Origin of the sequence: Exiguobacterium sp. HVEsp1 (assembly GCF_002009685.1) — a bacterium.
Taxonomy (GTDB): Bacteria; Bacillota; Bacilli; order Exiguobacteriales; family Exiguobacteriaceae; genus Exiguobacterium; species Exiguobacterium profundum.
This window is the reverse complement of record NZ_KV917367.1, coordinates 2,104,464-2,118,829: the sequence shown is the minus strand read 5'-3', so window position 1 is coordinate 2,118,829 and position 14,366 is coordinate 2,104,464. Positions and strand designations below refer to the sequence as shown.

Genomic DNA, 14,366 nt, shown 5'->3' with positions numbered 1-14,366 from the left:
GGAGTTGGCGGATGAAACGTTCGCTTGCGCTAGGGTTGTGTGTATCGTTACTTGCCATGCCGGTCATGGCGACAGAGAAAGACACGTTGAAAGCTCGACAAGATCAACTGTCCAATGAGTTGGAGGAGTCGAAAAAAGCGCAGGCCGAGACGGATGCCGAACTCGAGATCACCGAGGCAGAGCGTGATGCCGTGAAGACGGAAATACACGTCGTCGACGACCGATTGAATGAATTGAGCGAACAAATCGCCATTCAGCAGCATGAGGTCGATACAGCCAGGGCAGAACTCGAGTCGACCCGCCAACAACTTTCCGTTCAGGAAGAATACTTGGAAAGCCAGAAGGAACTCGTGAACGAGCGCCTTCGCGTTTTGCAAGTACATGAAGACACTTCCTATTTACAAGTCATTTTTGAGTCCCGTTCCTTCGGCGACTTCGTGACACGGGCTATGACGGCCCGCACGATCGCTGAACAGGACCGGGAGCTCATACATAATTATATGAGTGAGATGGAACGTTTGGAGTCGCTCGAGTCGACACAACGTACCCAGCTCTCTTTCATCAAGCAAAAAGAGCGCGAGCTCGTCATCACCAAGCAAGACCTTGACCGGACGGCCGAGAAGAAACGTGACCTGTTGGTTGAACTGAACGAACAAGTAGAGCAGCTCGAGCTCGAAAAGATGACGCGCAGTGAAGAACAGGCGGTCATGGCTGAACAGAACCGCATCATCAGTGAACAACTAGAGGCGATTGCGACTGCCGAACGAGAAGCCGCAGAGGCGGCGGAACGTGCCAAACATGAAGCTGAGGCGCGTGCCGCTGAAGAGCGAGCACAAGCAGAAGCGGAAGCCCGTGAGTCGGAGGTCGAGGAGGCACCAGAAGTGACCGCACCAACCGAAACACCGACGAATGTGTCCACGTCCACGGGATTCGTTCGTCCTGTGTCCGGTTATGTGTCTAGTCCGTTCGGTCCACGAGACAACCCGTTGACAGGTGTGCCGGAGATTCACAAGGGCATCGACCTCGTCAATGCGTCTGGAACACCAATCGTGTCAAGCGCACCAGGTGTCGTCATCAAGGCGGCACCGGCGACCGGATATGGAAATGTCGTCTTCGTTTCGCATGTCATCAACGGTGAGATTTGGACGACCGTCTATGCCCATTTAAATGCGATCACAGTCGGAGCCGGTCAACAAGTGGCGGCGGGACAGACGGTCGGAACGCTCGGCAATACCGGCTGGTCGACCGGTCCCCATCTTCATTTTGAGTTACACCGAGGAAAATGGGCACCGGGACAGCCGAACGCGATTGACCCAGCCCCGTATATTGGATACTGACAGAAGCGGACGCGTCCCAAATATGTGGAACGCGTCCGCTTTTCCTCTAGTTTTTGCTATACTAATGAAAAGACTTACAAAGAGAAATGAGGGACCAACCCGTGAAAAATTCAACCGCAGGACTACTCGCTGGCACAACGTTCGTGGCTGGGGCCGGTGCAGGCCTTGCGACGATGGCGTTTACAGACACATCGCTTCCCATTCAAACGAATGCGGAAGGCTGGGATAAAGTCGACCAAGTACGTAATTTGATTGAAGAACATTCGTTACAGGACATCTCAGAAGACGATTTATTGACCGGTGCGCTCGACGGGATGACCGCAGCGCTGAACGACCCGTATTCGGATTTCTTGGATGCGGAAGAAACGTCACAATTTACGGACTCGATTGAATCGAGTTTTGAAGGAATCGGCGCGACTTTGGAGAAGAAAGGAGAGGACATCCTAATTGTCGCTCCGATCAAAGGCGCTCCGGCTGAAGAGGCGGGACTTCGTCCTGGCGACATCATCACAGCGGTCGACGGGGAGTCGATCGAAGGGATGGATGTACAGGAAGCCGTCCAATTGATTCGAGGCGAAAAAGGGACGACCGTCACGTTGACGATTCGCCGTGGCAGTCAGACGGCGGATTATGAGATCACACGTGACACGATTCCAATCGAGACGGTCTTCTCTGAAGTGAAAGAGAAAGACGGTAAAAAGATTGGGTATCTCCAAGTCACCCAATTCTCAGAACCGACGGCTGATGAATTCCTCGAACAACTCGAGCAACTCGAGTCAGAAGAAATCGATAGCTTGATCATCGATGTTCGTGGAAATCCGGGAGGTCTCTTGCCTGCCGTCATCGAGATGTCGGAAGGGTTCGTCCCGACCTCAAAACCGGTCGTCCAAATCGAGAATGCGGACGGTGACCGTGATGCACAAAACGGTCGCGCTCGTGAAGCGAAACCGTATGACCTGTTTGTCTTGACGGATGAGGGTTCTGCCTCGGCATCTGAGATTTTGACTGGTGCGATGAAAGAAGGAGCAGGCGCGACCATCATCGGGACGAAGACGTTCGGAAAAGGTGTCGTCCAGACGGCGTTCGACTTAGAGGACGGCAGTAACTTGAAATTGACGACGAGCAAGTGGCTCACACCGGACGGAAATTGGATTAACAAGAAGGGCATCGAGCCGGACATTGAAGTGGAGCAACCGGACTTCTTCAACGTGACCCGTGTCCTGACAGAAGAAGAGTCGCTCCAAGTCGGAGATTACGGTGACGCCGTCTCGAACTTGCATAAAATTTTAACTGGAATCGGCTATGAGCCAGGCGGTCAGCCGGGATATTACGGGGACACGATGGCGAACGCCGTGAAAGCATTCCAGACAGACAATGGTCTCGAGGCTTCTGGAACTGTCGATGAAGAGACAGCCTCTGCACTCGAAGCGAAGTTGCTCGAAGCGATTCAAGATGAGGCGAATGACGCCCAATTGAATCGTGCGCTTGAAGAAGCCGCAAAATAACGTTGTATGAAAGAAAGGGTTGGACCGCGTGGAAGTTGTACGAATGGGTGTTACGGCTTTATTGACGTTGTTAGGTAGTCCGCTGTTTTGGGTGACACTTGTCGCCCTTACATACATATCGCTGACACGGGTCAAGCGAGAACGGGCCATGTTCCGTTCGAGACGTCGCTCACCGAAGTCGGAATGGAGACATTTCATCTGGCCGAGTCTTCTGTTAGCGGTCCTCTCATCGGCCGTGACGATTTTACTCGAGACGACCATCACGTTTGAGTGGGCCGTCTCGTTCACGATTCTCTATACGCTCGTCGTCTTGACGATGCATCCGCGATTCTTTAATCCGGTGCTGCCTCTTCTCGTGTTGTTTGGGGTCGTCTTGTTACGCGATGTTGTCGCATATGGGGTGCTTCGTGATTGGGTAGCAGCACTCGCTCAGGTCGATTGGACGGTCTATGCGCTCACATTCGGCCTCGTCACCCTTGCTGAAGCGATTCTCTTGCGCTGGAACGGACCAAAAGAGACATCCCCGACCTTGATCTTGTCGAAACGGGGGCAGTTTATCGGAGGGCATGTCGTCAAACGGATTTGGTTTTTCCCGCTCGTCGTCTTCGTGCCACCGATGTTCGGTCTCGACTGGCCGATGGTGCCCATCATTCTTCCGATTCCCATCGGGGTCAGTTTATTGTCGACCGGCGCCCTACCAGGAACGCTTCTCGCACGACTGAGCAATTATCGTGCCGTACTCGCTTTGATCGCTCTCGGTCTATTCGGCCTCTCATATGCGTTTGAGATTCCATATGTCGACTATGTAGTATTGACGCTATTCGTCCTCTATGAGCTCGGCTTACAATGGATCAAACGCGAGAATCGGGGAACGACACCCGTCTTCATCAACGGAAACCGTGGGGCGGTCATCGTCGACACGCTACCGAACTCGCCTGGAGAGGCGATGCAGCTCATCCCGGGTGAATCGATCTATAAAGTCAACGGGACGGTCATCACCGGAGGGCACAGTTTTTATGAGGCGCTCCAGCAACATAAGCCATACATCAAGCTGGAAGTGTTGAATCTGAACGGAGACATCCGATTCGTTCAACGGGCGATGTATGAGACCGATCCACATGAGCTCGGGATTTTGTTCGTCGGGGAACCAACGAGCCCGAGAGTTCGCTTACGTAAACTGTAAGAGTATCCGTCATGGGTACTCTTTTTTGCATACAAAAAGGGCACCTGCAAGGATGCCCTTTCGTCTTATACATCAAGTTTTGAAGGTTTGAATGCCATTGTGGCTTCGACAGCGTGTTGCCATCCTTTGTATAGGGCTTCACGGTGAGACTCGTCCATGTTCGGATCGAACTTCTTATCGAGTTTCCACTGGTCTTTGACTTCGGCTTGGTCTTTCCAGAATCCAACGGCGAGACCCGCCAAGTAGGCGGCACCGAGTGCAGTCGTTTCACTCACTTCAGGACGTTCGACCGGGACGTTGAGAATGTCCGATTGGAACTGCATGAGGAAGTTGTTGCTGACGGCTCCACCATCGACGCGGAGCGTCTTCAAGTTGATGCCTGAGTCATTTTCCATCGACGTGAGGACGTCACGTGTCTGGTAAGCGAGTGACTCGATTGTCGCCCGGACCATCTGTTCTTTCTCTGTCCCACGCGTGAGACCGAAGATGGCACCACGGACGTCAGAGTTCCAGTACGGGGCACCGAGACCGACGAAGGCAGGAACGACGTAGACACCGTCAGTTGATTCGATCCGTGTCGCATACTGTTCCGAGTCTTTCGCTGATTTCAACATTCGTAATCCGTCACGGAGCCACTGGATTGCAGAACCGGCGACGAAGATCGAACCTTCGAGCGCGTATTCTACTTTCCCGTTATAGCCCCAAGCGATTGTCGTCAAGAGACCGTGATCAGATTTGACGGCTTCTTCTCCCGTGTTCATGAGCATGAAACAACCTGTTCCATACGTGTTTTTCGCCTCACCTTTTTCGAAGCAAGTTTGTCCGAACAAGGCGGCCTGTTGGTCACCTGCAGCTCCGGCAATCGGGACTTCGAATCCGAAGAAGTGGTATGGAATCGTGTTCGCATAGACTTCACTTGACGGTTTGACTTCAGGAAGCATTGATTTTGGCACTGTCAAGATGTCGAGTAACTCGTCATCCCACTTCTGCTCGTAGATGTTGTACATGAGTGTACGCGATGCGTTCGAGTAATCGGTTACGTGTGCTTTTCCACCAGAGAGTTTCCAGATGAGCCACGTGTCGATTGTCCCGAAGAGGAGTTCGCCGTTCTCAGCTTTTTCACGTGCACCCTCGACGTTGTCAAGAATCCATTTGACTTTCGTTCCTGAGAAGTAGGCATCGATGAGGAGACCTGTTTTGTCGCGGACCATATCGGAATGACCGGCTGCTTTCAGCTCTTCACAGATGTCGGCGGTTTGACGGGATTGCCAGACGACGGCGTTATAGACAGGGCGTCCTGTTTCCTTCTCCCAAACGACAGCTGTTTCACGTTGGTTCGTGATCCCGATTCCGGCAATCTCATTCGGGTCGATATCAGCAGAACCGAACGCTTCCGCCATAACGGCGAGGACAGACCCCCAAATCTCATTGGCGTTGTGCTCGACCCAGCCTGGTTTCGGGAAGTATTGTTTGAATTCGCGCTGTGCGACTGTGACAATTTTTCCATCATGATCAAAGATGATTGCTCGTGAACTTGTCGTTCCTTGGTCCAATGCTAAAATATAACGTTTTTCTTTCGCCATATGTGATTTCCTCCTTCAAAATTATGTGTTAAGGGACGAGAATACCGTAGATGAGTGCGGCAATAATCGCACCGATAATCGGACCGACGACCGGGATCCATGAATAACCCCAATCTGAAGATCCTTTTCCTTTAATTGGAAGGAATGCGTGTGCGATACGTGGCCCAAGGTCACGTGCCGGGTTGATCGCATATCCCGTCGTACCACCGAGCGAAAGACCAATCGATACAATCAAGAAACCAACGATGAGTGGATTGAGTCCGTCTGCGAATGTGTTTGCCCCGAATGACAACAATGCAAAGACAAGGACGAATGTTCCGATAATCTCACCAATCAAGTTGTACGGCGTGCTTCGAATACCTGGAGCTGTCGAGAACGTCGCCAGTTTTAAACCAGGATCGTCTGTCGCATCATAGTGCGGCTTGTAGTGGACATAAACCAAACATGCCCCGATGATGGCTCCAATAAACTGAGCGAGGATATAAAGTGGGACATCAGCCCATGGGAATTCGCCTGCTGTCGCGAGACCAATCGTGACGGCAGGGTTGATGTGAGCGCCTCCGTAAATTCCGGCTGCGTAGACCCCGACCATAACGGCAAGACCCCAACCCATTGTGATGACAATCCAGCCAGAGTTTTCCGCTTTGGAATGGCGGAGGACGACGCCGGCGACGACACCGTTACCGAGCAGAATCAATAGCATCGTACCAATAATTTCACTGACAAATGCTGACATGTGATACTCCCCTTTCTCCCTTATGCAATTTGACTTACCACTTCATTATATGCCCAAAATGTAAGCGTTTTAAAACAGTGTTTTTTAAAAATCCTACTTTTTTCCTACAAATGTTCACATTTACAGCTGTAAACTTCGCAAAAGAATTAAGAAGCAGAGCGAAACGTTCACGAAGTGGATGGTTTTTTCGGATATTTCAAGCATTCCAATTTACTAGGGACATAGTCCAATCTGAAAAGTGCAATGCTTTATGCCACAAAAGTGATTCTGTTGAAATCTTGATGTGATGATTTGGATGGAACAAGATGTTTCTTTTTGAGACAGTAAAGGAAAAAGAAATGAACAATGGATTGAATGAAAAAAAGAAATAAAATGAATTAACCTACAAACTAATAAGCGAATATTTGTTCGTGTCTATGGTATAATCAAGACACTTATGAAATGAGAAGGTGAGGAGTATCTTATGGAATCGATTCCGTTTGCATTACAATCTGAATTTCAACCAGGAGGCGACCAGCCTGAAGCGATTCGACAGCTTGTCGAAGGTGTAAATCGAGGTGACCGGTATCAGACGCTCCTCGGTGCAACGGGTACGGGTAAAACGTTTACCGTTTCGAACGTCATTCAAGAAGTAAAGAAGCCGACACTCGTCCTCGCCCATAACAAGACGCTCGCCGGTCAGCTCTACTCGGAGTTCAAAGAGTTCTTCCCGAACAACGCGGTCGAGTACTTCGTCAGTTACTATGACTACTATCAACCGGAAGCGTACGTGCCGTCGACGGATACGTTCATTGAGAAGGATGCTTCAATCAATGATGAAATCGATAAGCTGCGTCACTCGGCGACGTCGGCTCTCTTTGAGCGCGATGACGTCATCATCGTCGCATCTGTCTCCTGTATTTATGGTCTCGGTAACCCGGAAGAATATCGGAGCCTCGTCTTGAGCCTTCGCGTCGGGAAAGAGATGGGACGTGACGAGATGTTACGTAAACTCATCGACATTCAATATGAACGAAACGATATCGATTTCCAGCGTGGACGTTTCCGTGTCCGCGGGGACGTCGTCGAGATCTTCCCAGCATCGCGTGACGAACACTGCATGCGCATCGAGTTCTTCGGAGACGAGATCGACCGTATCCGTGAGATGGATCCGTTGACGGGTGAAATCATCGCAGACCGTGATCACGTCGCCATCTTCCCGGCATCCCACTTCGTCACACGCGACGAAAAATTGCAAAAGGCAATCGTCAACATCGAAGCGGAACTTGAGGAACAACTTGAGAAGTTCCGCGAAGAAGGGAAGCTCCTAGAAGCGCAACGACTCGAGCAACGAACGCATTACGATTTGGAAATGATGCGTGAGATGGGGTATTGTTCAGGAATCGAGAACTATTCGCGCCACTTGAACTTGATGCCAGAAGGCTCGACTCCGTATACGCTACTCGATTACTTCCCAGAAGACTTCTTACTCGTCGCTGATGAGTCGCACGTGACGCTCCCGCAAGTACGCGGGATGTACAACGGGGATCAGGCACGGAAACAAGTGCTCGTCGACCACGGCTTCCGTCTCCCTTCGGCGAAGGATAACCGTCCGCTCAAGTTCGATGAGTTCGAGAAGAAAGTCTCACAAGCGATTTTCATCTCGGCGACACCAGGTCCGTACGAACTCGAACATACGCCGAACATGATTGAGCAGATCATCCGTCCGACCGGGTTACTTGATCCGACAATCGAGATTCATCCGATCAAAGGTCAGATTGACTACTTGATGGATCAGATTCGCGAACGCATCAAGCGCGACGAGCGCGTGCTCGTGACGACGCTCACGAAGAAGATGGCAGAGGACCTATCCGATTACTTACGCGAAGCGGGAATCAAGGTCAACTATATGCACTCTGAGATCAAGACGCTCGAGCGAATCGAAATCATTCGTGACCTTCGGCTCGGGAAGTATGACGTGCTCGTCGGGATCAACTTGTTGCGGGAGGGTCTCGATATTCCAGAGGTCAGTCTCGTGACGATCCTCGATGCGGACAAGGAAGGGTTCCTTCGTTCGGATCGCTCGCTCATCCAGACGATTGGTCGAGCGGCGCGTAATGCGAACGGACATGTCATCCTGTTCGCGGACAAGGTGACCGACTCGATGACGCGGGCCATCGAAGAGACGGATCGTCGTCGGTCGATTCAACAGGCTTATAATGAAGAACATGGCATCATCCCGCAGACGATTCGAAAGGACGTCCGAGGGGTCATTCGGGCGACGGTCGAGGCGGAAGAGGAAGCACTCGAATCGCTCAGTACGATGAAGCCGGCCGAACGCGAGGCGGCGATTGCCAAGTTGGAAGAAGAAATGAAGCAAGCGGCGCGCGACCTCCAGTTCGAACGTGCGGCCGAATTGCGTGACTTAATCTTGGAGTTGAAGGTAGGGAATTAAATGGCTGAAAAGAAAAATGCGATTGTCATCAAAGGGGCACGCGTCAACAACTTAAAAAATATTGACATCGATATCCCACGTGACCAGCTCGTCGTCTTGACGGGCTTGTCCGGCTCCGGGAAATCGTCACTTGCGTTCGATACGATCTATGCGGAAGGACAGCGTCGTTACGTCGAGAGCTTATCCGCATATGCCCGACAGTTCCTCGGACAGATGGATAAGCCAGACGTCGATACGATTGAAGGGCTCAGTCCGGCCATCTCGATTGACCAGAAGACGACGAGTCGTAACCCACGGTCGACGGTCGGGACGGTGACCGAGATTTATGATTACCTTCGTCTATTGTTCGCACGAATCGGGAAGCCGGTCTGTCCGAACCACGGCATCGAGATCTCGAGTCAAACGATCTCACAGATGGTCGACCAGGTGATGGAATTGCCGGAACGGACGCGACTCCAAATTCTTGCGCCAATCGTATCGGGTCGAAAAGGGACGCACGTGAAAGTATTCGACTCCTTGAAAAAAGAAGGATTTGTTCGTGTCCGTGTCAATGGTGAAACAATTGAATTGACGGATGAGATCGAGCTCGATAAAAACAAGAAGCATTCGATTGAAGTCGTCGTCGACCGCCTCGTGGTCCGACCTGACGTCGAAGGGCGCCTCGCCGACTCACTCGAGACGGCATTACGTCTTGCGGACGGCCGTGTCATTATCGATAAGATGGATGGCACCGAGCTTCTCTTCAGTGAGCATCACGCCTGTCCGATCTGCGGGTTCTCCATCGGTGAACTCGAACCTCGGATGTTCTCATTCAACTCGCCATTCGGTGCATGTCCGACGTGTGATGGTCTTGGGACGAAACTAGACGTCGACCCAGAACTCGTCATCCCGGACCCGTCGAAGACGTTGAAGGAGGGGGCGATTGCCGCATGGCAACCGACAAGTTCCCAGTACTATCCACAACTTTTGGCTGCGATGTGTCAGCATTTCAACATCGACATGGACGTGCCGTTCGAGCGCCTATCAAAACGTGATCAGGACCTCGTCTTGAACGGATCTTCGGAGGAATCGTTCCTCTTCCGCTACGAGAACGACTTCGGTCAAGTGCGGACGAATACCATTTTCTTTGAAGGGGTGCTCCGTAACATCGAGCGCCGTTACCGGGAGACAACATCCGACTATATCCGTGAGCAGATGGAAATGTACATGGCGACACATGCGTGTCCGACATGTCACGGCTATCGCTTGAAAGAAGAGTCGCTCGCCGTCAAGATCACGGGTCAGCACGTCGGGCAAGTGACGGAGAAATCGGTCGTGAACGCACTCGCGTTCTTTGAAGGACTCAACGAGCAGTTGAGCGAGAAAGAGATCGCCATCGCCCGTCTCATCCTCCAAGAGATTCGGGAACGACTCAGTTTTTTGAATAACGTCGGTCTCGACTACTTGACGCTCTCTCGTGCCGCTGGAACACTCTCGGGTGGGGAGGCGCAGCGGATTCGTCTCGCGACACAAATTGGGTCTCGTCTCACGGGTGTTTTGTATGTCCTTGACGAACCATCCATCGGTCTTCATCAACGTGATAACGATCGGTTGATTTCGACCCTCAAACAGATGCGGGACATCGGCAACACGCTCATCGTCGTCGAGCATGACGAGGACACGATGATGGAAGCCGACTACTTGATCGATATCGGACCAGGCGCAGGAGAACATGGCGGACAGGTCATTGCGGCCGGGACGCCGAAACAACTGATGAAAAATAAAAACTCGCTCACCGGTCAATATCTTGCTGGGAAGAAGTTCATCCCACTTCCGGCTGAACGGAAGATGCCAGACGAACGTTTCTTAAAGATCGTCAAAGCAGAAGAGAACAACCTAAAAGACGTCGACGTTTCCATTCCACTCGGGATGTTCGTTGCCGTAACAGGGGTCTCGGGATCGGGTAAATCGACCCTCATCAATGAGATTCTCTATAAATCGCTCGCGCACAATATGAACCGGGCCAAAGCGAAGCCAGGCAAGCACAAGAAGATTGAAGGACTTGAGCATATCGATAAGGTCATCGATATCGACCAATCCCCGATCGGACGGACCCCTCGTTCAAATCCGGCCACGTATACGGGTGTCTTTGATGATATTCGTGACGTCTTCGCCTCGACGAATGAAGCGAAGATGCGCGGCTACAAGAAGGGACGTTTCAGTTTCAACGTTAAAGGCGGGCGCTGTGAAGCATGTCGTGGGGATGGGATCATCAAAATCGAGATGCACTTCCTTCCTGACGTCTACGTTCCGTGTGAGGTCTGTCACGGGAAACGCTATAATCGTGAAACGCTCGAAGTGAAGTACAAAGGGAAGACGATCGCAGACGTCCTTGATATGACGATTGAGGAAGGACTCGAATTCTTTGACAAGATTCCGAAAATCAAGCGGAAGATTCAAACGATTTATGACGTCGGTCTTGGCTATATGAAACTCGGTCAGCCAGCGACGGAACTTTCGGGTGGGGAAGCCCAGCGTGTCAAACTCGCTTCGGAACTTCATAAACGGTCGACCGGGAAAACGATTTATATTCTGGACGAACCGACGACCGGTCTTCACGTCGACGACATCGCGCGCTTGTTGAAAGTGTTGCAACGTCTTGTCGAGAACGGGGACACGGTGCTTGTCATCGAGCATAACCTCGATGTCATCAAGTCGGCCGATTATTTGATTGACCTCGGACCAGAGGGTGGAGATGGTGGCGGACTCATCGTCGCAACGGGGACACCAGAAGAAGTCGCGGAAGTGTCAGGCTCGTATACCGGTAAGTATTTGAAGCCGGTTCTCGAACGAGATGCAGCCCGAGTGAAACCGAAAGCAGGAAAAAAGAAATAAGTATAGAAATGGTGAGAAACGGGAAGGTAATTGACGTGCAACCAAATTGAAGGGGGAAAACGAACGTGAAACAAGAAATGCGTGAACTGATTCTCCAGCAAGTGAAGGAAGGCAAGATGACGATCGAGGAGGCGATGACGCAACTCGAACGTCTCGAGCGACTTGAACCGGAACAGGGTAAAGCGCTTGAAGAGCGACAGGATACAGAAAAGGTCGATGCCTATTCGGTTGAATCGCTCACAACGAAACTGACATCTGCAGTGGAAGGGCTCGTGACGAAACTTCGCGACAGCGACTTTTCATTCAGCTCGAACTTTGGTCCGGAAGTGACGTATTCGAAGTCGTTCCCGTTCACAGGTAGCGATATCTCGCTCGACCTTTTCAACGCGTCGGCGACAATTGTTTCGTCTGATGCCGAAGATTGTGAACTGATTGTCACGGGTCGTCCGCTTCGCCAACAAGACGCGGATAAGGCGCTCGAACAGTTACAGTCTGCGGTTAAGCACTCTGTCATCGGGGATCGTCTCGTCGTTTCGCTCCGTGATAAACTCGTCCGGGCCCACGTGGAACTGTACGTCCCGCACCACCATTTCAACCGCCTTCTTGTTCAGACGTTGAACGGCGAAGTCCGTGCCGATGGTCTCGATGTCGAGAACGTTCGTGTGCAAACCGCAAACGGGCGTGTCGTGCTCCATGACGTGCATGCATCCGAACTATTACTGAACACTGGTAATGGGACAGTCGAGGTCGAAGGTGTCGAAGCGGAACTCGTTCACGTTCGGACCGGAAACGGTGCCGTCATCGTCGGTGGGAAGTACGATAAAGCCTCCCTCAAGACAGGGAACGGAAACATCCGCGCGGAACTGGCGACAGCTCGTCCTGCCAAGTTTGAACTCGCGTCACTCGCCGGAAACATTCGACTCGTGTTACCACATGGCGTCGAGGTCGAAGGGGAGCTCGAGACGAACTTCGGTGGTCTGCACTGCTTGCTCGATGAGCTCGAAATCATCCGTGACCGTAAGGACGTCGCACAGCGTCGTCTGGAATTCTTGTCGGGTCGTGGTCAAACCCCTCGCATCGAAGTCGAGGCGGGGACGCGTACCGGTACGATCGATTTGGAGCACGGTTCGGTCTATACGCCATCCACATTCCTTGATGAGGATAAAGTAGAACCGGCTGACCCGGTCGATCCCGTCGACCCGGGCGATTTGAACAATCCGTTCCATCAACAATAAGCAAATCCCGAAGGCTGAGCCTTCGGGATTTTTTGATTATAGATTCATTTCGTACTCCATCTGTTGCCAATCCATCATCTGCGTATCAAACAAAGTGAAGGCGCTGATAGCGAACACGATGAAGAGGACCGGTCCGGCAATCAAGAGAATGATTCCAAGAAGGCGCATCGACTTCGAGCGATTCCAATAGAAGATGATGGCGACAATCATGGAGATGAGCGCTCCGGACAAGAAGAATCCGATGATGTTCAAGATGAACAAGAGCAAGATCGTCTCGTTTTTCGTCGCGGCATATTCTTTCCACATATCGATCAATGATTTGATGATGTAAACGAGTGACCCAATTCCAATCACTAGCGCAAATAAGATGACAATTCCGAATAAACCTCCCATTATTCCACCTCCTAGTAAGCCTATACCCTACATACGAACGGCGTAATAGGATGGTTTCAACAATTTTTTGACACGTTCTTCATCACTTCCCTAGCCCGTCTTAGAAAGAGCTATGATACAATAATGAGCGTGAAAGGGGCAGATACTCATGCAAAATATCGTACGTACCGCTCAAGTTGTTGAGCGTTTTAAACTTCAAATCATTGCGGGAGAGGAAGGACTTCATCGTCCGGTCGCCACACCCGACCTGAGTCGACCGGGTCTCGTCCTTGCCGGCTATTATACGCACTATGCCAAAAACCGCCTGCAAGTGCTTGGGAAGACGGAGTTGACATTCTACGCGAGCCTCTCGGAAGAGAAGCGTCGTGAGCGCGCTAAAATCTTGTGTACGGAACAGACGCCAGGAATTTTAATCACGCGTGGCTTTGATATTCCAAAAGAAATCGAAGAAGAAGCGGAAGCGGCAAACGTCCCGCTCATGCGGACGAATGCGGTGACGACCTCAATCGAATCACAAATCACGAACTTCCTAGAGATGGAACTCGCACCGATGACAGCGATGCACGGCGTGCTCGTTGACATTTACGGTGTCGGTGTCCTCATCAAGGGCCAGAGTGGTGTCGGGAAATCTGAGACGGCACTTGAACTCGTCAAACGGGGGCACCGCCTCGTCGCCGATGATTCAGTCGAGATTCGTCAAACGGGGGACCATCTCCTCGTCGGATCAGCACCGAAGCTCATTCGTCACCTGCTCGAGATTCGTGGGATTGGCATCATCGACGTCATGACGTTGTTCGGTGCGGGTGCGGTTCGGTCGCATAAAAAGATCAGTCTCATCGTCAACTTGGAGAACTGGGACGCGGGCAAAGTATACGACCGTGTCGGACTCGACCACAATACGATGAAAATCATCGACAGTGAAGTTCCTCTCTTGACCATCCCCGTTCGACCTGGTCGAAACTTGGCAGTCATCATCGAGGTCGCAGCGATGAACTATCGTCTGCAAAATATGGGAATCAATACGGCTGAAGAGTTCGCAGAACGTCTCGCGAACGCGATTCAGGATACTGAAGGAGACTTGTGAGC

At 51.6% G+C, this 14,366-nt stretch carries 10 protein-coding genes; 7 read left to right on the top strand and 3 right to left on the bottom strand.

The features are described 5' to 3' along the window. The first annotated feature begins 11 nt into the window (after positions 1-11). From BV910_RS10860 to BV910_RS10850, 3 genes are all read left to right on the top strand, one after another. Positions 12-1,337 (top strand): murein hydrolase activator EnvC family protein, encoded by a 1,326-nt coding sequence (locus BV910_RS10860; protein WP_078147320.1) that lies wholly within the window; start codon positions 12-14, stop codon positions 1,335-1,337. 101 nt (positions 1,338-1,438) lie between these two features. Next, on the top strand, positions 1,439-2,842 hold the full coding sequence (locus BV910_RS10855; RefSeq protein WP_078147319.1) for a S41 family peptidase: 1,404 nt from the start codon (positions 1,439-1,441) through the stop codon (positions 2,840-2,842). Between the two features lie 28 nt (positions 2,843-2,870). Further along, entirely contained in the window at positions 2,871-4,025 is a 1,155-nt protein-coding gene (locus BV910_RS10850; RefSeq protein ID WP_240499842.1) for a PDZ domain-containing protein, read from the top strand. A gap of 65 nt (positions 4,026-4,090) precedes the next feature. Here BV910_RS10850 and glpK read toward each other — a convergent pair whose 3' ends face one another. Together glpK and BV910_RS10840 are read right to left on the bottom strand one after the other, a co-directional pair. Further along, positions 4,091-5,608 (bottom strand): glycerol kinase GlpK, encoded by a 1,518-nt coding sequence (glpK, locus tag BV910_RS10845; RefSeq protein WP_078147317.1) that lies wholly within the window; start codon positions 5,606-5,608, stop codon positions 4,091-4,093. Positions 5,609-5,636: 28 nt separating this feature from the next. Continuing rightward, positions 5,637-6,344, bottom strand: a complete 708-nt coding sequence (locus BV910_RS10840) for an MIP/aquaporin family protein (protein ID WP_047795079.1) — start codon at positions 6,342-6,344, stop codon at positions 5,637-5,639. A 463-nt stretch (positions 6,345-6,807) separates the two neighbouring features. On the opposite strand from BV910_RS10840, the gene uvrB reads away from it, so the two are divergent. The 3 genes from uvrB (at position 6,808) to BV910_RS10825 (ending at position 12,887) form a co-directional block, all read left to right on the top strand. Then, the gene (uvrB, locus tag BV910_RS10835) at positions 6,808-8,778 is read left to right on the top strand and encodes an excinuclease ABC subunit UvrB (protein ID WP_078147316.1); all 1,971 of its coding nucleotides are present in this window, start codon (positions 6,808-6,810) and stop codon (positions 8,776-8,778) included. After that, a complete protein-coding gene (uvrA, locus tag BV910_RS10830; RefSeq protein WP_047795081.1) occupies positions 8,779-11,652 on the top strand; it encodes an excinuclease ABC subunit UvrA in 2,874 nt (957 codons plus the stop codon). Positions 11,653-11,717: 65 nt separating this feature from the next. Next, positions 11,718-12,887 (top strand): DUF4097 family beta strand repeat-containing protein, encoded by a 1,170-nt coding sequence (locus BV910_RS10825; protein ID WP_078147315.1) that lies wholly within the window; start codon positions 11,718-11,720, stop codon positions 12,885-12,887. Between the two features lie 36 nt (positions 12,888-12,923). Here the strand turns inward: BV910_RS10825 and BV910_RS10820 are convergent, their stop codons facing one another. After that, a complete protein-coding gene (locus BV910_RS10820) occupies positions 12,924-13,280 on the bottom strand; it encodes a hypothetical protein (RefSeq protein ID WP_078147314.1) in 357 nt (118 codons plus the stop codon). Between the two features lie 148 nt (positions 13,281-13,428). Here BV910_RS10820 and hprK point away from each other — a divergent pair, with 148 nt between their 5' ends. Then, positions 13,429-14,364: an HPr(Ser) kinase/phosphatase gene (gene hprK / locus BV910_RS10815; protein ID WP_078147313.1), complete on the top strand. Its 936-nt coding sequence runs from the start codon at positions 13,429-13,431 to the stop codon at positions 14,362-14,364. The last annotated feature ends 2 nt before the right edge of the window (positions 14,365-14,366 follow it).